Origin of the sequence: Serratia sp. H1w (assembly GCF_000633355.1) — a bacterium.
Lineage (GTDB): Bacteria > Pseudomonadota > Gammaproteobacteria > Enterobacterales > Enterobacteriaceae > Chania.
Window position 1 is genome coordinate 1 of record NZ_AYMQ01000073.1, and the last position, 17846, is coordinate 17846.

Here is a 17846-nt window from a genome sequence, read left to right on the forward strand (position 1 = left end):
GACACTGCCAGGCATCAATTAAACGTTATCAGTATGACATCTGGTAATGTGCAAAATCACCAAGGTGGTTTTGCCCGCATCGAAAGATGCAACGTTAGAAGAACCGGTGGAGCGGTAGTTCAGTTGGTTAGAATACCTGCCTGTCACGCAGGGGGTCGCGGGTTCGAGCCCCGTCCGTTCCGCCACTTATTTAAATTATGCCTGCTAATCTTAGCAGGCATAATGTTAAGCGTAATTTAGGGGCGTAGCTCAGTTGGTAGAGCACCGGTCTCCAAAACCGGGTGTCGCGAGTTCGAGTCTCTCCGCCCCTGCCATATTAGAACCCTTTGCGAAAGCGAAGGGTTTTTTTTGCTTTCTATTCTCCCAAATTCCCCCTCCCACAAGCCAATTCGTACAAAATCCCTGCCGAAACCGTTCCCAATTTAGACTTTTCTTGCTGTATCTATGCACAAAATGGTTGTAATCCCGCGCTGTGATATCGCTCATCATTCCTGCCTGCATTTCAACTACACCTTATAAGCCCCGGGAGTTTTCCGGGCACTCTCGATTAAAGCGAATACACCCATAGCCATCTCTGCCTGAAAAGTTTAGGCAGCGCGAGGAGAAAAACATGTATAAGCGTTTACTGTTAGCGGCCGCCGTAAGCGGCGTGTTGATGGGTGCGGCGCAGGCCGCCCCCTTGGTTGTCGGCTTCTCTCAGATTGGTTCTGAATCAGGGTGGCGCTCGGCAGAAACCAAAGTGGCCAAGCAGGAGGCAGAAAAACGCGGTATTACGCTGAAAATCGCCGATGCGCAGCAAAAGCAGGAGAATCAGATCAAGGCGGTGAGATCCTTCATTGCCCAGGGCGTTGATGCCATCTTTATTGCGCCAGTGGTGGCAACCGGTTGGACTCCGGTCTTGCAGGAAGCGAAAGAAGCCAAAATCCCGGTATTCCTGCTCGATCGCATGATCGAAGTGAACGACCCTTCGCTGTATACCGCCGCCGTTGCTTCTGACAGCGTTCATGAAGGGAAGGTGGCAGGGGAATGGCTGGTAAAAGAAGTGGCAGGCAAACCTTGTAACGTGGTGGAACTGCAAGGCACCGTCGGGGCCAGCGTAGCGATCAACCGTAAGAAAGGCTTTGCGGACGGCATTGCCTCTGCCGATAACGTCAAAATCATCCGTTCGCAGTCCGGCGACTTTACTCGCAGCAAGGGTAAAGAAGTGATGGAAAGCTTTATCAAGGCCGAGCAGAACGGCAAAAACATCTGTGCCGTGTATGCACATAACGACGATATGGCCATTGGTGCCATTCAGGCGATTAAAGAAGCTGGCCTCAAACCAGGATCGCAAATCAAGGTGATCTCCATTGACGGCGTGCCGGATATCTTTAAAGCCATGATGAACGGTGAAGCCAACGCCACGGTTGAACTGACGCCAAACATGGCAGGCCCCGCATTTGATGCCCTGATTGCCTTGAAAAAAGACGGCACTCAGCCACAGAAATTTATCCAGACCGAGTCGAAACTGCTGCAGCCCGATACCGCGAAGCAGGAATTTGAGATGAAGAAAAGCATGGGATATTGATCGTTCACGGGCGGAGCAGATGATGGCCACACCTCAGACAGCATTGTTGACGATAAGCGGTTTATCCGTTGAGTTTCCAGGTGTAAAAGCGCTGGAGCAGGTTGATTTCACACTACAGCGCGGTGAGGTGGTGGCGCTTCTCGGAGAAAATGGTGCGGGCAAGTCCACGCTGATCAAGGCATTGACCGGCGTTTACCAACGCTCCGCCGGTGAGATCTGGTTAGAAGGCACCGCGATTGCGCCGCAGAATACGGCCCAGGCGCAATCGTTGGGGATAGGCACCGTCTATCAGGAAGTTAACCTGCTGCCTAATATCTCGGTGGCCGCCAATCTGTTTATCGGCCGGGAGCCGACCCGCTTTGGTCTGGTCGATCAAAAAACCCTGTTACGTAATGCCCGTAAGCTGCTGGAAGGCTATGGCTTGCCGCTGGATGTCAGTCAGCCGCTGGGCAATTACTCGATCGCGATCCAGCAAATTGTCGCGATTGCCCGTGCCGTCGATCTCTCCGCCAAGGTGCTGATCCTGGATGAACCCACCGCCAGCCTGGATGCCAAGGAAGTCAGCATGCTGCTGGATATTCTCAGCCAACTGCGATCGCAGGGAATGGGGATGATCTTTGTCACCCACTTTCTTGAGCAGGTTTACCGCATCAGCGATCGTATTACCGTGCTGCGCAATGGCAAGCTGGTTGGGACTCGGGTCACTGCCGAGCTGCCACGGTTGGAGTTGGTGCAGATGATGCTTGGCCACAGCTTTGATGAAACGCTGCTCAAGCGTAGCGAACATCAGGCCGTACAGGCTCCGCCGTTGGTGGAGTTTAGCGGTTATGGCCGACGCGGGATGGTTGAGCCCTTCGATCTGGCGCTGCGGCCTGGGGAAATTGTCGGTCTGGCGGGTTTATTGGGTTCAGGGCGTACCGAGACCGCACAGCTGATCTTCGGCATCAAGGCTCGCGATAAGGGCACCGCCAAGGTTGAGGGCAAAGCGGTGGCGATCCCAACGCCCCGTAAAGCGGCCAGCCTGGGATTTGGTTATTGCCCGGAAGATCGCAAAACCGACGGTATTGTCGGCGCCGCCACGGTAAGGGAAAACATCATTCTGGCATTGCAGGCACAGCGCGGTTGGTTGCGGCCAATCCCGCTGCGTGAGCAAACCCGCATTGCCGAAGAGTTTATCAAACTGCTGGGGATCCGCACGCCAGGGCCAGAGCAGCAAATCCAGTATCTCTCTGGCGGCAATCAACAGAAGGTGCTGCTTTCGCGTTGGCTGGCGACCAAACCCCGCTTCCTGATCCTGGATGAGCCCACTCGCGGCATTGACGTGGGGGCTCATGCGGAGATTATCCGCCTGATTGAACGACTCTGTGATGAAGGATTGGCACTGCTGGTGATCTCCTCAGAACTGGAGGAGCTGGCAGGTTATGCCGATCGTATCGTGGTATTACGCGATAGAAAACACGTGGCGCAGCTTGAACATGATGCCATTACGGTTCCCGCCATCATGCAGGCCATTGCCGTGCAACAGGGGGCAGCATGAACCACAGGAGTTTTCCCATGACCGGTGGACCACGCAAAGTCAGGTGGGTGATGCCCGCAGGGGCGACACAACTGGGGGCGCTGGCGGTCATTTTGCTTATTGATAGCCTGGTCGCCCCCCATTTCTTCTCCATCCATATTCAGGATGGTCGGCTGTTCGGCAGCGTGATTGATATTTTTAACCGTGGTGCTCCCGTCGCATTGCTTGCATTGGGCATGGCGCTCGTCATCGCTACCGGCGGGATCGATCTCTCTGTCGGTGCGGTGATGGCGATTGCCGGGGCGACCGCTGCCACCATGACCAGCGCTGGCTACCCTTTGGTTTACATACTGGGAGCGGCGCTAGCCGTGGGGGCGCTGTGTGGTCTGTGGAATGGGTTCCTGGTCGCGGTGCTGCAAATCCAGCCCATCGTTGCCACCCTGATGCTGATGGTAGCTGGGCGAGGTATTGCGCAACTGATTACCGAGGGGCAAATCGTCACCTTTGAGAATGAAGGGCTGGCCAAGCTCGGTAGCGGGGCGCTGATGTATTTGCCGATGCCGGTGATCATTGCCGCCATCATGCTGTTGCTGATTTGGTTACTGACGCGCAAAACCGCATTGGGGCTGTTTATTGAAGCGGTCGGCATCAATTTGCGTTCGGCACGTAATGCTGGCGTCAGCACGCGCTGGGTGATCATTGCGGTGTATATCATTTGCGGCCTGTGCGCAGCGGTGGCAGGGGTTATTGTCACGGCGGATATCCGAGGTGCCGATGCCAACAATGCGGGCCTGTGGCTCGAACTGGATGCAATCCTGGCCGTGGTGATTGGCGGTGGATCACTGCTAGGCGGGCGTTTTAATCTGCTGCTCTCCGTCGTTGGGGCGTTAATCATTCAGGGAATGAATACTGGGATCCTGCTCTCGGGTTATAAGCCAGAGTTTAACCTGGTGCTGAAAGCGGTAGTGGTATTAGCCGTTTTGCTGGTGCAATCCCCGAGTGTTTCGATACACCGGCTGTGGCGGAGGCGCAAACCATGATGAAACGTAACCTTCCCTTGTTGATCACTATCGCCGTTTTCCTGTTGGGCTATGCCTTTTGCCTTAGCCAATTCCCCAGCTTTGCTTCTACCCGCGTCTGGTGCGATCTGCTGACCGACAACGCCTTTCTCGGCATTGTGGCGGTGGGCATGACTTTTGTGATCCTCTCAGGGGGGATCGATCTTTCGGTGGGGTCGGTGATCGCCTTTACCGGCGTACTGCTGGCCAAGCTGATTGGCACTTATGGTATTGCTCCAGGTTATGCGTTTGTCATTGCCTTGCTGATGGGAGCCTCGTTTGGCGCGCTGATGGGCTGGATCATTGATGTGCTGAAATTGCCCGCCTTTATCATCACGCTGGCTGGGATGTTCTTCGTGCGCGGCATGAGCTTTATCGTGTCAGAAGAGTCGCTGCCGATCGACCACCCGCTGTATGCCACGCTGGCAAACTATGCCTGGAAAGTCCCGGGAGGCGGGCGCTTTACTTTGCTGGCATTGGTGATGTTACTGGTCGTAGCGCTAGGTATGATCTTGGCGCATCGCACCCGATTTGGCCATAACGTCTATGCCATCGGCGGCAATCCGGTCTCCGCTGCGCTGATGGGCGTGCCGGTGCGGCGTACTACCATCCAGATTTACATGCTTTCCAGCACGTTGGCGGCTCTCTCCGGCATTATTTTCTCGCTCTACACTTCAGCCGGTTACGCGCTGGCTGCCAGCGGTGTCGAACTGGATGCCATTGCGGCGGTGGTTATTGGAGGAACCTTGCTGACCGGCGGTGTCGGTACCATCTTGGGTACCTTGTTTGGCGTGCTGATCCAGGGCCTAATCCAGAGTTACATCACTTTCGATGGTTCACTCAGCTCCTGGTGGACCAAAATCGTCATCGGCATCCTGCTGTTCTGCTTTATCGGCCTCCAGAAGGCGATGAGCGCCTTTTGGCAGACCAGACGGGACAAACCCCGCCATCCACGCCTGAAGCCGTCATAGCGGCTCAGGTTGCGGTATTTAAAGGTATTTTCAGCAGTTGGCGGATTAGCGGCTGCTGGTCACTGTTTTGCAGCCAGACGGCGTAAAGCGGGCGAATAATCGGCTGAACCTCTGCAACGGCGATCAACTGAGGAAACTCTTTCTCCCACTGGCTTGGGAGAAAAGCACAGCCTCCGGTCGTCTCCAGCAATTGGCGCGTCAGATGGGCCGACGTGGTGGTCAGCACGGGCATGCTGTCGCCCTCGAGCATGCGGGCTTCCTGTTGGTGAAAATCCGCCCCCCATTCCAGTTTGATGTAAGGCATTGGGGCTGACTTGTCGCGTGACGCGGAGGAAAACAGGCGTAGCGAGAAGTTACCCAACAGCTGGCTGGCCAGCTCATCCATCTTTGGCGGTTCGGTGGTGATTAGCAAATCGAGCTGTCTTTCATGTAGCTGTTTCACCAATGAATGGCGCAATGCCACCCTGGCTTCAAGCTGCAACGCTTCCCGCTGCTGGTAAAGCGATTGCAACCAAGGTGTCAGGTAAGCCTCCCATAACGAGGCGGTAGCACCGATGGAAAGTTCGCTGTGTTGTAGCGATCTCACCACCTCTTTCTTGGCCAGTTGCCAGGTGTTCATCAGGCTCTCGGCATAGGGCAACAGCCGCTCTCCTGCGGGGGTCAGGCGGATGTTGTTGCGGTGGCGGGTGAATAAATTCGCCCCTAATTGAGTTTCAAGCTGGCGGATACGAAAACTCACCGCAGACTGCGTTAAGTACAGGGATTCCGCTGCGCGGCCAAAATGTCGCGTTCTACTGACCTCCAAAAAGGTTTTCAGTAATTCGGTGTCCACACCTATCTCCAAAATTTTTTATCGTTAAGATTTAAATGTTTTGTTTTACACGATGTCAAGCCTATCTAATACTCCGCGCCATAAACAGCACGGCCATGAGAGAATTAGGAGCGTGTCAGATGGCGGATAGCTTCACCACCAATAGTCGTTTTTTTGATAATAAAAACTATCCTCGCGGGTTCTCCCGTCACGGCGATTTCACCATTAAAGAAGCGCAATTGCTAGAGCGTTTCGGCTATGCCTTCAACGAGTTGGATGCCGGCAAACGCCAGCCAGCCACTGAAGAAGAACAGCTGTTCGTTGCAGTGTGCCGCGGTGAACGTGAACCGGTGACCGAGCAAGAAAAAGTATGGTCTAAATATCTGGCGCGCACCCGCCGCCCGAAAAAATTCCATACGCTGTCAGGCGGCAAGCCGCAGGCAGATGCGGTAGAAGACTACACTGAAAGCGACGATTGATCATCATGGGGCCGTTTGGCCCCATTTTCTATTCCAGGCTGCGGTGTAACTGTAGCAGTAAGCGATCCATACTGCGGTAGCTAAGCGCTTCGCTGAGATGGTGTTTCCCGATCTGTTTTTCCCCCGCCAAATCGGCCAGCGTGCGTGCCACTTTCAGGATGCGATGCCAGGCTCGAACCGATAATCCCAGTTTACTCAGCGTTTTTTCCAAAAAATCCGCCTCTGCCGCAGGCAAATGACAATCCCGATCTACTTCGCGGTTACTCAACAACGCATTTACCTTGCCTGCCCGCACTAGCTGCCGCTCACGTGCTTCCAGCACCCGTTGCCGTACCTGTTGGCTGCTTTCCCCCGCATGATGCTGCTTGGCCAGCACGCCCGGTGGCAACAGTGGCACCTCAATCGACAGATCAAATCGATCGAGAAACGGGCCGGAGAGCCTGCCGAGGTAGCGCAAGATTTGCTGAGGTGGAGTGCGATTGTGTATTCCCTGATAGTGGCCGGTCGGGCTAGGGTTCATCGCTGCAATCAGTTGCACCCGGGCAGGAAAGCGTACCTTGGCGCTGGCGCGTGAGATGACGATTTCCCCAGACTCCAGTGGCTCACGCAGCGCATCCAACACACGCCGTTCAAACTCGGGTAGTTCATCAAGAAACAGCACGCCGTTGTGCGCCAAGGATATTTCCCCCGGCCGTGGCAAGGAGCCACCGCCGACCAGAGCGGCCATAGAAGCGCTGTGGTGCGGGGCGCGAAAGGGGCGCTGCCGCCATGGCAGGGTTTCATCTGGATGATGCAGCAGGCTGGCAACGGCAACGCTTTCCAACGCTTCTTGATCGCTTAGCGGCGGCAGTAAGCCATTGAGGCGGCTGGCCAGCATGGTTTTACCGGTTCCCGGTGGGCCAAGCAGCAACAGGTTATGGCCCCCGGCAGCGGCAATCTCCAACGCGCGTTTTGCCTGCTCCTGGCCGATGACCTCTTGCAGATCGGCGGTTTCCGTTGTAGCGGCAGCAGCGGGCGGGGCTACAGCGATCGGCAGCTCTCCTTTGCCCTGCAAAAAGGCACAAACCTCCAGCAAATGTTGCGCGACCCGGGTGGTACTGTGGGGCAGTAGCCCCGCCTCCTTGCCATTGGCCTCCGCCAGGATCAGCTCACGCTTGGCCTCGGCTGCTGCGATTGCTGCCGGAATGGCACCATGTACCGCTCTCAAGGCGCCGGAAAGCGCCAACTCGCCAAGGAACTCATAGTGCGCCAGCTTATCTGCGGGCAGCTGTTCCGAGGCCGCCAGAATGGCCAGTGCGATGGGTAAATCGTAGCGCCCCCCTTCTTTAGGCAGGTCGGCGGGTGCCAGATTGACGGTGATGCGTTTGGCCGGAAAGGTAAAGCCGTTGTTGATCAGTGCGCTGCGCACCCGGTCGCGGGCTTCTTTCACCGTCGTTTCAGGCAGGCCGACCAGCGTAAGGCCGGGTAACCCGTTGCTGATATGGACTTCAACCATGACCGACGGTGCCTGCACGCCGATCGTGGCCCGGGTATAGATTACCGCCAGTGACATATTGCTCTCCTTGCTGAAGGCCACATGATGCGGGATGTGCCTGATGACTGCGCTTGCCAGCGTCTTAACTTGCGTAGTGCTGCGAAATGAAAATTACTCTATTTCATAAGGTTAAGTTCGTTTTTCGAGCTGGTACGCAATTTGTTGTAATACTCATTAACAATTACGGTAAGGCTGAAACACATTAGCAAGCTAAGTAATTTGCATGCGCAGGGCTAATGGGTGTATTTAACAATTGTTTAAAATAAAAAATCACTTCCTTAACAAAGCCCCGACCGCTTCCGCACTTGCTGCGGCCGCCGCTAAACCTTATGACCTCGTACTCTACGGTAGGGATGACACTATGTTTGGTTGGACTCCGCTGCAACGCAATGCGGCAATTGCCAGCTTTTCAAGCTGGACGCTCGATGCTTTTGATTTCTTTGTGCTGGTCTTCCTGCTCAGCGATATTGCACAGGCTTTTCAGGTGGGGATGGAAGAAGTCACCCTGGCTATCCTGCTGACGTTGGCGGTGCGCCCGATTGGTGCGCTGATCTTTGGCCGGGCGGCGGAAAAGTACGGCCGTAAGCCGATTCTGATGCTGAACATCGTGTTTTTCTCGGTATTTGAGCTGCTGTCTGCGGCGGCCCCTTCTTTGACGGTATTCTTGTTGCTGCGCGTACTTTATGGTGTAGCAATGGGGGGCATCTGGGGCGTGGCTTCTTCACTGGCGATGGAAAGCATCCCGGACCGTTCGCGCGGTCTGATGTCCGGTATCTTCCAGGCAGGGTATCCGTTTGGCTATCTATTGGCTGCGGTGGCTTATGGCCTGCTGTTTGAAGTGGTCGGCTGGCGCGGCATGTTCGTGATCGGGGCCGCGCCGATCCTGTTGCTGCCCTTTATCTACTTCTGCGTGGAAGAATCACCGGTATGGCTGGCGGCGCGGGCACGTAAAGAAAGCTCGGCCTTGCTGCCGGTGCTGAAGAGCCATTGGAAGCTGTGCCTTTACCTGGTGCTGCTGATGGCGGCGTTTAATTTCTTCTCCCACGGTACGCAGGATATGTACCCGGCCTTCCTGAAGATCCAGCATGGTTTCGATCCTAAAACCGTCAGTATCATCGCCATTAGCTACAATATTGCGTCCATTATCGGCGGGATCTTCTTTGGCGCTCTGTCGGAAAAAATTGGCCGTAAGAAAGCCATTATCATTGCGGCACTGCTGGCGCTGCCAGTGATCCCGCTGTGGGCTTTCGCCAGTGGCTCGCTGATGTTGGGGCTGGGGGCGTTCATGATGCAGTTCATGGTGCAGGGCGCGTGGGGGGTGATCCCGACCTATCTCAACGAACTGGTGCCGGCCAATACGCGCGCAGTGTTGCCGGGGTTTGTGTATCAGTTGGGTAACCTGATTGCGTCGGTGAATGCCACTTTACAGGCCGCGATTGCCGAACATCATGGGCAAAACTACGGCCTGGCAATGGCGATTATCGCCGGGACGGTGGCGATCGTGATCGCGGTGCTGGTGTATTTTGGCAAGGATACGCGCGGTAAAACGATTGCGGTAGCAAGCAAAACACCCGCTGCCCACGTTAACGTTTGAATTTAGTGCGATTTGTTACAGTTATGACCAGGCAGCGGCGAATAATAACGCAAAAAAAGTGTTGTCATGTCACCTGCTGCTATGGTAACTCTGTAGGTATTAGTTCGAAACGAGCACAGTGAACAACCCTATTATGAAAGCCCTAGCCCAAGTGATTAGCCTAGTCGTGATTAGCGTGGTGGTGATTATTATCCCACCGTGCGGGGCTGCACTTGGACGAAGAAAGGCTTAGAAAACAAGCCAGAATCGCAAGATAACCCCCGCACCTAAAAGGTCCGGGGGTTTTTTTATGCCAAGAAAAAGTGAACAAGGAGCAGAGTATGACCAACAGCATAAAATCCTGCACTTCCCGCAGCAAGGCGGGGAAATAAACCATGAATGGTGCTCAATGGGTAGTTCAAGCGTTGCGTGCGCAGGGAGTAGATACGGTATTCGGCTATCCTGGTGGTGCGATCATGCCGGTTTACGATGCGTTGTATGATGGCGGAGTAGAACATCTGCTGTGCCGTCATGAGCAGGGAGCGGCAATTGCGGCCATTGGCTATGCTCGTTCCAGCGGTAAGGTGGGTGTCTGTATCGCCACCTCGGGTCCCGGCGCGACCAACCTGATCACCGGATTGGCGGATGCGTTGCTGGATTCGGTGCCGGTGGTCGCGATCACCGGTCAGGTAGGCTCTGCGCTTATCGGTACCGATGCTTTTCAGGAGATCGATGTTCTGGGCCTGTCTCTGGCCTGTACCAAACACAGTTTCCTGGTGGAGTCACTGGAAGCGCTGCCAGGGATCATGGCAGAGGCTTTTGCCATCGCCACCAGCGGCCGTCCAGGCCCGGTACTGATTGATATCCCGAAAGACATCCAACTGGCGCAAGGCGATCTACCCCCTCATCTGATGCCGGTAGAAGACCAGTTTGAACATTCTACCGCAGAGTTGGCGACGGCAGCGCAGCTGCTGGCGCAGGCGAAAAAGCCGATGCTGTACGTCGGTGGTGGCGTGGGGATGGCGCAGGCCGTCCCGGCATTACGGGAATTTGTCGAAGTGACGCAGATCCCAACCGTAGCGACCTTGAAAGGATTGGGCGCACCAGATGCCGAGCATCCGTATTATCTCGGTATGTTGGGTATGCACGGCACCAAAGCTGCCAACTACGCGGTGCAGGAGTGCGATTTGCTGATCGCCGTGGGTGCGCGTTTTGACGACCGGGTAACCGGCAAGCTGAACGCCTTTGCGCCGCAGGCCAAGGTGATCCACATGGATATCGATCCGGCGGAAATGAACAAGCTGCGTCAGACGCACGTTGCCCTGCAAGGCGATCTGAAAACGTTGCTGCCAGCGCTGCAACAGCCGATGCAGATCGCCCCTTGGCTGCAGCGGGTGGCAGAGCTGAAAGAAACCCACCCTTGGCGTTACGACCATCCAGGCCAACCGATCTATGCGCCGCTGTTGCTCAAGCAACTGTCGGAACGCAAGCCGGCCAATACCGTAGTCACCACCGACGTGGGCCAGCACCAGATGTGGACTGCGCAGCACATGAGCTTTGAACGCCCAGAGAACTTCATCACCTCCAGCGGGCTGGGGACGATGGGCTTTGGTGTTCCCGCCGCGGTAGGGGCACAGATGGCGCGTCCGGAGGACATGGTGATCTGTGTGTCCGGGGATGGCTCCTTCATGATGAACGTGCAGGAATTGGGCACCATCAAACGCAAACAGTTACCGCTGAAGATCGTATTACTGGATAACCAGCGTTTAGGGATGGTTCGCCAGTGGCAACAACTGTTCTTTGACGGTCGTTACAGCGAAACCAACCTCTCCGATAACCCCGATTTCCTGATATTGGCCAGCGCCTTCGGCATCCCCGGCCAACGTATTACCCGCAAAGACCAGGTCGCAGACGCGCTCAATACCTTGCTCAACAGCGAAGGGCCTTATCTGCTGCAGGTTTCCATTGATGAACTCGAGAACGTCTGGCCGCTGGTGCCGCCGGGCGCAGGCAACGAAACCATGTTGGAGAAAGTATCATGATGCAGCATCAACTCTCGATCCAGGCCCGCTTCCGCCCTGAAATGTTAGAGCGCGTATTACGCGTTGTCCGCCACCGTGGCTTCCAGGTCTGTGCTATGAATATGGCTTCGGGCAGCAATTGCGACGATATTAATATTGAATTGACCGTTGCCAGCCAGCGCCCTGTGGATTTACTGTCATCTCAGTTAAGCAAACTGATGGACGTCTCCAGCGTTGAGATCCAGCAACAATCATCACAACAAATCAGCGCCTGATGGCGCACAAGGAATATAATAATGACGAAGAAAGCTGATTACATTTGGTTCAATGGTGAGATGGTTCCATGGGCCGATGCCAAGGTTCACGTGATGTCGCACGCGCTACACTACGGGACCTCGGTATTTGAAGGCGTGCGTTGCTATGACTCCCATAAAGGCCCGGTCGTATTCCGCCACCGTGAACATATGCAGCGTCTGCATGATTCGGCCAAAATCTACCGCATGCCGGTGACGCAAAGCGTCGATGAGCTGATGGAAGCCTGCCGTGCCACGCTGCGTAAAAACAATCTGGTCAGCGCTTATATTCGTCCTTTGGTATTTGTTGGTGATGTTGGCATGGGCGTTAACCCACCGGCTGGCTATAAAACCGACGTGATTATCGCGGCGTTTCCTTGGGGCGCGTATCTGGGTGAAGAAGCGCTGGACCAAGGTATCGATGCGATGGTCTCTTCCTGGCACCGTGTGGCACCAAACACCATTCCTACCGCGGCGAAAGCCGGTGGTAACTATCTTTCCTCCCTGCTGGTGGGCAGCGAAGCACGCCGCCATGGCTATCAGGAAGGTATTGCACTGGACGTGCATGGCTATATCTCCGAAGGCGCAGGTGAGAACCTGTTTGAAGTGAAAGACGGCGTGTTGTTCACCCCACCGTTCACCTCTTCCGCTCTACCGGGCATTACGCGCGACGCGATCATCAAGCTGGCAAAAGACATGGGCTTCGAAGTGCGCGAGCAGGTGCTTTCCCGTGAATCGCTATACCTGGCGGACGAAGTGTTTATGTCCGGCACCGCGGCGGAAATCACGCCGGTGCGCAGCGTGGATGGCATTCAGGTGGGGATCGGCAAGTGTGGCCCAATCACCAAGCAGATCCAACAGGCGTTCTTTGGCCTGTTCAGCGGCAAGACCGAAGACAAATATGGGTGGCTGGATCCGGTTAATCCATAAATAACAGCGACAGACAAGACTAAACGGGCGGTTCGTTCGCCGTCCGTAATATGACAATTTTTGGAGTGAAGAGCATGCCTAAGTACCGTTCCGCTACCACCACCCACGGCCGCAACATGGCGGGTGCCCGCGCATTATGGCGCGCGACCGGGATGACCGACGACGATTTCGGCAAACCGATTATTGCGGTGGTCAACTCATTCACCCAGTTTGTGCCGGGCCATGTGCATCTGCGCGACCTGGGTAAGCTGGTTGCAGAACAAATCGAAGCCTCTGGCGGCGTAGCCAAAGAGTTCAACACCATCGCGGTGGATGACGGTATCGCCATGGGCCACGGCGGCATGCTCTATTCTCTGCCGTCGCGCGAACTGATCGCCGACTCGGTGGAATACATGGTGAATGCCCACTGCGCCGATGCGATGGTGTGTATCTCCAACTGCGACAAGATCACCCCAGGGATGCTGATGGCGTCACTGCGCCTGAATATTCCGGTGATTTTCGTCTCCGGCGGCCCGATGGAAGCCGGTAAAACCAAGCTTTCTGACAAAATCATCAAGCTGGACCTGATCGACGCAATGATCCAGGGTGCCAACCCGAACGTCAGCGACGCCGACAGCGCGCAGATCGAGCGTTCCGCTTGCCCAACCTGCGGTTCTTGTTCCGGGATGTTTACCGCCAACTCCATGAACTGTCTGACCGAAGCGTTGGGCCTGTCCCAGCCAGGCAACGGCTCGCTGCTGGCGACTCACGCCGATCGTAAAGACCTGTTCCTGAACGCCGGTAAGCGCATTGTCGAACTGACCAAACGTTACTATGAGCAGGATGATGAGAGCGCACTGCCACGCAGCATCGCCAACAAGGCGGCGTTCGAAAACGCCATGACGCTGGACATCGCGATGGGCGGCTCCACCAATACCGTATTGCACCTGCTGGCGGCTGCGCAGGAAGGCGAGATCGACTTCGCCATGGCGGATATCGATCGCCTGTCCCGCAAGGTTCCACACCTGTGCAAAGTGGCACCAAGCACCCAGAAATACCATATGGAAGACGTGCACCGTGCCGGTGGTGTCCTGGCCATTCTTGGCGAGCTGGATCGCGCCGGGCTGATGAACCGCGATGTGGATAACATCCTGGGGATGAAGCTGCCAGAGACGCTGGAAAAATACGACATCATGCTGACTCAGGATGAAGCCGTGAAGAAAATGTTCCGTGCAGGTCCGGCGGGCATCCGCACCACCCAGGCCTTCTCGCAGGACTGCCGTTGGGACACGCTGGACAACGATCGCGCCGATGGTTGTATCCGCTCATTGGAAAACGCCTTCAGCCTGGAAGGTGGCCTGGCGGTACTGTATGGCAACATGGCGGAAGACGGCAGCATCGTTAAAACCGCCGGTGTGGATAAAGACAACCTGACCTTCCGTGGACCAGCCAAAGTTTATGAGAGCCAGGATACGGCGGTTGAAGCCATCCTGGGTGGCAAGGTAGTGGCAGGCGACGTGGTGGTGATCCGCTACGAAGGGCCAAAAGGCGGGCCGGGCATGCAAGAAATGCTCTACCCAACCACCTACCTGAAATCCATGGGGCTGGGTAAAGCCTGTGCGTTGATCACCGATGGTCGCTTCTCTGGCGGCACGTCTGGTTTGTCGATTGGTCACGTTTCTCCGGAAGCGGCCAGCGGTGGCCTGATTGCGCTGGTGGAAGAAGGGGACATGATCGATATCGATATCCCGCAACGCAGCATGGTGCTGGACGTGCCGGAGAGCGTACTGGCAGCCCGCCGTGAAGCGGAACTGGCACGCGGTGACGCAGCCTGGACACCGAAAGCGCGTGAGCGTCAGGTCTCTTATGCGTTGCGTGCTTATGCCACGTTGGCCACCAGTGCTGATAAAGGCGCAGTGCGGGACAAGAGCAAGCTGGGAGGCTAACTACCATGGCGGTATCACAACCCCTACCCGACGCCCCCTGCGGCGCGGAATATTTGCGAGCGGTGCTCCGTTCGCCAGTTTACGAGGTGGCTCAGGTCACCCCGTTACAGGCCATGGACAAGATCTCTGCGCGCCTCGGCAATACCATTCTGGTGAAGCGCGAAGATCGCCAGCCGGTGCACAGCTTCAAGCTGCGTGGGGCTTACGCGATGATTGCCAGCCTGGATGAAGAACAGCGGGCGCGTGGCGTGGTGACGGCCTCTGCGGGCAACCATGCGCAGGGCGTCGCCTTCTCCGGCAACCGTTTGGGGATCAAAACCCTGATCGTAATGCCGGTATCGACCGCGGATATCAAGGTTGATGCGGTGCGCGGCTTCGGCGGTGAAGTGTTACTGCACGGTGCCAACTTCGACGAAGCCAAGGTCAAGGCGATTGAGCTTTCGCAGCAGCGGGGCATGACCTTTGTGCCTCCATTCGACCACCCGGCGGTGATTGCCGGGCAAGGCACTTTAGCGATGGAGCTGTTGCAGCAGGACGCACACCTGGATCGGGTGTTTGTCCCGGTTGGCGGCGGTGGCCTGGCTGCCGGAGTCGCGGTGCTGATCAAGCAGTTGATGCCACAAATCAAGGTGATTGGCGTGGAGGCTGAGGATTCAGCCTGCCTGCGTGCGGCGCTGGACGCCGGGCAACCGGTCGATCTGGCGCGCGTCGGGCTGTTTGCCGAAGGCGTGGCGGTGAAGCGCATCGGTGATGAAACCTTCCGCCTATGCCGTGAATATCTCGATGACGTGATCACCGTCGATAGCGATGCGATCTGTGCTGCGGTGAAAGATCTGTTCGAAGACGTGCGGGCGATTGCCGAACCTTCCGGCGCACTGGCGCTGGCGGGGCTGAAAAAATACGTGCAGCAGCACAATATTCAGGGTGAACGGCTGGCCCACGTGCTGTCGGGTGCCAACGTGAATTTCCACGGTCTACGCTACGTTTCCGAACGCTGCGAGCTGGGTGAACAACGTGAAGCACTGCTGGCGGTAACCATTCCAGAGCAAAAGGGCAGCTTCCTGAAGTTCTGCCAACTACTGGGTGGCCGCGCGGTTACCGAGTTCAACTACCGCTATGCCGATGCAGACAACGCCTGCATCTTCGTGGGTGTCCGCTTGACCCGAGGTCATGCCGAGCGGCTGGAGATCATCGATGAGCTGAACCGCGATGGCTATCAGGTGGTGGATCTGTCCGACGATGAGATGGCGAAACTGCACGTGCGCTACATGGTCGGCGGGCGGCCTTCAAAACCGTTGCGTGAGCGTCTGTACAGCTTTGAGTTCCCAGAGTCCCCAGGCGCATTGCTCAAGTTCCTGCAAACGCTGGGTACTCACTGGAATATTTCGCTGTTCCACTACCGTAGCCACGGTACTGACTTTGGTCGCGTGCTGGCAGGGTTTGAGCTTTCCCAAACCGAGCCAGAGTTTGAACAGCACTTGCAGGCCTTGGGCTACGACTGTCATGACGAAACCGACAACCCGGCCTTCCGTTTCTTCCTACAAGGCTAAGCTGGACGACAAGGATTGCGTATGACCCAAGAGTTCACCGGATTCAGCCAGCAAGGGCTGGATTTCCTGCAACAGGTGCGGATCGAGAACGACAAAGAGTGGTTTGACGCCAATCGCGGCGTGTATGACCGTGAGCTGTTAACGCCGTTCCGTTCGCTGGTGGATGCGCTGAGTCCGGCGATGCTGATGATTGACCCGCAATTCGAAACACGCCCGGCCATTGGTAAAACGCTGTCGCGTATTCATCGCGACACGCGTTTTTCCCATGATAAATCCCGCTACCGTAGCCGCATGTGGCTGACCTTCAAGCGGCCAAGCAAAGACTGGAAGCTGGCTCCGGTGTATTTCTTCGAACTGGGGCCGGACATGCTGCGTTATGGCCTGGGTTATTACAGCGCCGACAAAGCGACGATGGATCTGTTTCGCCATACCTTGCTGCGCAGGCCACAGCCGTTTTTGGAAGTGGCCGAGTGTTGCCGTGCGCCATTCGAGCTGGTGGGGGAAAGCTACAAACGCCCGTTGGTGAAAGAGCAGGCGGCGGAGATTGCCACCTGGTACAACCGCAAATCCTTTGCGGTGATGGTCACCGACAATCAGGTAGAAAAACTGTTCAGCGCCGATTTGATCGCCATTCTGACACAGGGTTTCCAACAGTTGGAACCGCTGTACCAGTGGCTGATGCAGGTAGAAACGATGAAGCAAATCGATCCACAGGATTTATGACAGCAAGCGCCAGAACGCCTCAATCAGCGGTTCGTTGAGGCGTTTTTTCGGCACGCAGACGCCCAGTTCAAACGGTTCGACCATCGAGATATTTTCCAGCTGAGAAATACGGTTGCGCACCGGTTCCGGGCTATTGTCCACCACCACGCTGGGGATCAATGCGATACCGCAGCCTAAGGCTACCATCGACACAATCGCCTCATGCCCGCCAACGGTGGCGTAGATCAGTGGATTGGTGATGTGCTGGCGGCGGAACCACAGCTCGATACGCTTTCGTGATGGGCCATGTTCCGGCAGGATAAACGGCATATTGGCCCAGTCTGGCTGCTCGGCAAAGGCCTGAGTGCGCACCGCACAGGGCAGAGCAGGCGCAATCAGGACCAGTGGGATCTCACCAATTTGGGTAAAAGCGACGCTGGTGGGCAGTGTTTCTGGTCGCCCAGCGATACCGAGATCGGCTTCATTGGACTGCACCTTGTCCACCGCATCGGCGGCATCGCCGGTGGTCAGCTTGATTTCCACCAAGGGATGTTGGGCACGGAAGCGGTCGAGGATCGGCGGCAGATGGCTATAAGCGGCGGTGACCGAGCAGAACAGCCGTAGTTCGCCGCTCAGTGAAGGGCCGTGCTGGCCAAGCGCATGCTTCAACTGCTGGTATTGCAGCAGCGTTTGTTGGGCAAACACTTTCAGTTGTTCGCCGGCATCGGTCAACTGTACGGTGCGGTTATCACGCAGAAACAGCGGCTGCCCAAGCGTTTCTTCCAGCCGCTGGATCTGGCGGGAAAGCGTGGAGGGGCTGACGTGCATCGCCTTGGCAGAGCGGCCAAAGTGATGGCTTTCAGCCAGGTGCAGGAACAGCTTGAGATCACGTAAATCCATATTCAGTACGCTCGCA

Annotated in this window: 16 protein-coding genes and 2 tRNA genes; 15 read left to right on the forward strand and 3 right to left on the reverse strand. The window is 56.2% G+C overall.

All coding sequences use genetic code 11. The features are described 5' to 3' along the window. The first annotated feature begins 108 nt into the window (after positions 1–108). The 6 genes from U869_RS0117665 to yjfF all read left to right on the forward strand — a co-directional run bounded on the left by U869_RS0117665 (position 109) and on the right by yjfF (position 5112). Positions 109–185 (forward strand) — tRNA-Asp (locus U869_RS0117665). A 53-nt stretch (positions 186–238) separates the two neighbouring features. Beyond that, positions 239–314, forward strand: a tRNA-Trp gene (locus U869_RS0117670). Positions 315–610: 296 nt separating this feature from the next. Then, on the forward strand, positions 611–1567 hold the full coding sequence (gene ytfQ, locus U869_RS0117675) for a galactofuranose ABC transporter, galactofuranose-binding protein YtfQ (protein WP_025123254.1): 957 nt from the start codon (positions 611–613) through the stop codon (positions 1565–1567). 22 nt (positions 1568–1589) lie between these two features. Then, complete coding sequence (gene ytfR, locus U869_RS0117680; protein ID WP_029988307.1) at positions 1590–3104, forward strand: galactofuranose ABC transporter, ATP-binding protein YtfR; 1515 nt, start codon at positions 1590–1592, stop codon at positions 3102–3104. After that, complete coding sequence (ytfT, locus tag U869_RS0117685; protein ID WP_025123252.1) at positions 3101–4123, forward strand: galactofuranose ABC transporter, ATP-binding protein YtfT; 1023 nt, start codon at positions 3101–3103, stop codon at positions 4121–4123. The genes ytfR and ytfT overlap by 4 nt, the downstream gene beginning before the upstream one ends. Continuing rightward, the gene (gene yjfF, locus U869_RS0117690) at positions 4120–5112 is read left to right on the forward strand and encodes a galactofuranose ABC transporter, permease protein YjfF (protein ID WP_025123251.1); all 993 of its coding nucleotides are present in this window, start codon (positions 4120–4122) and stop codon (positions 5110–5112) included. Before ytfT ends, yjfF begins: the two co-directional genes overlap by 4 nt. Before the next feature lie 4 nt (positions 5113–5116). On the opposite strand, the gene hdfR is transcribed toward yjfF, so the two are convergent. Beyond that, on the reverse strand, positions 5117–5944 hold the full coding sequence (gene hdfR / locus U869_RS0117695; RefSeq protein ID WP_025123250.1) for an HTH-type transcriptional regulator HdfR: 828 nt from the start codon (positions 5942–5944) through the stop codon (positions 5117–5119). Between the two features lie 119 nt (positions 5945–6063). On the opposite strand from hdfR, the gene U869_RS0117700 reads away from it, so the two are divergent. After that, positions 6064–6402 carry a DUF413 domain-containing protein gene (locus U869_RS0117700; protein ID WP_021181829.1) on the forward strand — a complete coding sequence of 113 codons (339 nt, stop codon included), beginning with the start codon at positions 6064–6066 and terminating at the stop codon, positions 6400–6402. A gap of 28 nt (positions 6403–6430) precedes the next feature. On the opposite strand, the gene U869_RS0117705 is transcribed toward U869_RS0117700, so the two are convergent. Then, positions 6431–7954 carry a YifB family Mg chelatase-like AAA ATPase gene (locus U869_RS0117705; protein ID WP_025123249.1) on the reverse strand — a complete coding sequence of 508 codons (1524 nt, stop codon included), beginning with the start codon at positions 7952–7954 and terminating at the stop codon, positions 6431–6433. A 343-nt stretch (positions 7955–8297) separates the two neighbouring features. On the opposite strand from U869_RS0117705, the gene U869_RS0117710 reads away from it, so the two are divergent. The 8 genes from U869_RS0117710 to U869_RS0117740 all read left to right on the forward strand — a co-directional run bounded on the left by U869_RS0117710 (position 8298) and on the right by U869_RS0117740 (position 16951). Then, positions 8298–9530: an MFS transporter gene (locus U869_RS0117710; protein WP_025123248.1), complete on the forward strand. Its 1233-nt coding sequence runs from the start codon at positions 8298–8300 to the stop codon at positions 9528–9530. A gap of 133 nt (positions 9531–9663) precedes the next feature. Next, on the forward strand, positions 9664–9762 hold the full coding sequence (gene ilvL, locus U869_RS30865) for an ilv operon leader peptide (RefSeq protein ID WP_071681478.1): 99 nt from the start codon (positions 9664–9666) through the stop codon (positions 9760–9762). Between the two features lie 142 nt (positions 9763–9904). Then, positions 9905–11551 carry an acetolactate synthase 2 catalytic subunit gene (ilvG, locus tag U869_RS0117715; RefSeq protein ID WP_025123247.1) on the forward strand — a complete coding sequence of 549 codons (1647 nt, stop codon included), beginning with the start codon at positions 9905–9907 and terminating at the stop codon, positions 11549–11551. Further along, positions 11548–11805, forward strand: a complete 258-nt coding sequence (gene ilvM, locus U869_RS0117720) for an acetolactate synthase 2 small subunit (RefSeq protein WP_025123246.1) — start codon at positions 11548–11550, stop codon at positions 11803–11805. Before ilvG ends, ilvM begins: the two co-directional genes overlap by 4 nt. A 21-nt stretch (positions 11806–11826) precedes the next feature. Further along, a complete protein-coding gene (ilvE, locus tag U869_RS0117725) occupies positions 11827–12753 on the forward strand; it encodes a branched-chain-amino-acid transaminase (RefSeq protein ID WP_024482841.1) in 927 nt (308 codons plus the stop codon). Positions 12754–12827: 74 nt separating this feature from the next. After that, complete coding sequence (gene ilvD / locus U869_RS0117730; protein ID WP_025123245.1) at positions 12828–14678, forward strand: dihydroxy-acid dehydratase; 1851 nt, start codon at positions 12828–12830, stop codon at positions 14676–14678. A gap of 5 nt (positions 14679–14683) precedes the next feature. After that, on the forward strand, positions 14684–16228 hold the full coding sequence (gene ilvA, locus U869_RS0117735) for a threonine ammonia-lyase, biosynthetic (protein ID WP_025123244.1): 1545 nt from the start codon (positions 14684–14686) through the stop codon (positions 16226–16228). Positions 16229–16249: 21 nt separating this feature from the next. After that, complete coding sequence (locus U869_RS0117740) at positions 16250–16951, forward strand: DUF2461 domain-containing protein (RefSeq protein WP_025123243.1); 702 nt, start codon at positions 16250–16252, stop codon at positions 16949–16951. On the opposite strand, the gene ilvY is transcribed toward U869_RS0117740, so the two are convergent. After that, positions 16946–17830, reverse strand: a complete 885-nt coding sequence (ilvY, locus tag U869_RS0117745) for an HTH-type transcriptional activator IlvY (RefSeq protein WP_025123242.1) — start codon at positions 17828–17830, stop codon at positions 16946–16948. The genes U869_RS0117740 and ilvY overlap by 6 nt on opposite strands. Between the last annotated feature and the right edge of the window lie 16 nt (positions 17831–17846).

Excerpts from the sequence above, each read along its gene's own strand:
- ytfQ (WP_025123254.1), top strand. The coding sequence starts at position 611 with ATGTATAAGCGTTTACTGTTAGCGGCCGCCGTAAGCGGCGTGTTGATG.
- ytfR (WP_029988307.1), top strand. The coding sequence starts at position 1,590 with ATGGCCACACCTCAGACAGCATTGTTGACGATAAGCGGTTTATCCGTT.
- ytfT (WP_025123252.1), top strand. The coding sequence starts at position 3,101 with ATGAACCACAGGAGTTTTCCCATGACCGGTGGACCACGCAAAGTCAGG.
- yjfF (WP_025123251.1), top strand. The coding sequence starts at position 4,120 with ATGATGAAACGTAACCTTCCCTTGTTGATCACTATCGCCGTTTTCCTG.
- U869_RS0117700 (WP_021181829.1), top strand. The coding sequence starts at position 6,064 with ATGGCGGATAGCTTCACCACCAATAGTCGTTTTTTTGATAATAAAAAC.
- U869_RS0117705 (WP_025123249.1), bottom strand. The coding sequence starts at position 7,954 with ATGTCACTGGCGGTAATCTATACCCGGGCCACGATCGGCGTGCAGGCA.
- U869_RS0117710 (WP_025123248.1), top strand. The coding sequence starts at position 8,298 with ATGTTTGGTTGGACTCCGCTGCAACGCAATGCGGCAATTGCCAGCTTT.
- ilvL (WP_071681478.1), top strand. The coding sequence starts at position 9,664 with ATGAAAGCCCTAGCCCAAGTGATTAGCCTAGTCGTGATTAGCGTGGTG.
- ilvG (WP_025123247.1), top strand. The coding sequence starts at position 9,905 with ATGAATGGTGCTCAATGGGTAGTTCAAGCGTTGCGTGCGCAGGGAGTA.
- ilvM (WP_025123246.1), top strand. The coding sequence starts at position 11,548 with ATGATGCAGCATCAACTCTCGATCCAGGCCCGCTTCCGCCCTGAAATG.
- ilvE (WP_024482841.1), top strand. The coding sequence starts at position 11,827 with ATGACGAAGAAAGCTGATTACATTTGGTTCAATGGTGAGATGGTTCCA.
- ilvD (WP_025123245.1), top strand. The coding sequence starts at position 12,828 with ATGCCTAAGTACCGTTCCGCTACCACCACCCACGGCCGCAACATGGCG.
- ilvA (WP_025123244.1), top strand. The coding sequence starts at position 14,684 with ATGGCGGTATCACAACCCCTACCCGACGCCCCCTGCGGCGCGGAATAT.
- U869_RS0117740 (WP_025123243.1), top strand. The coding sequence starts at position 16,250 with ATGACCCAAGAGTTCACCGGATTCAGCCAGCAAGGGCTGGATTTCCTG.
- ilvY (WP_025123242.1), bottom strand. The coding sequence starts at position 17,830 with ATGGATTTACGTGATCTCAAGCTGTTCCTGCACCTGGCTGAAAGCCAT.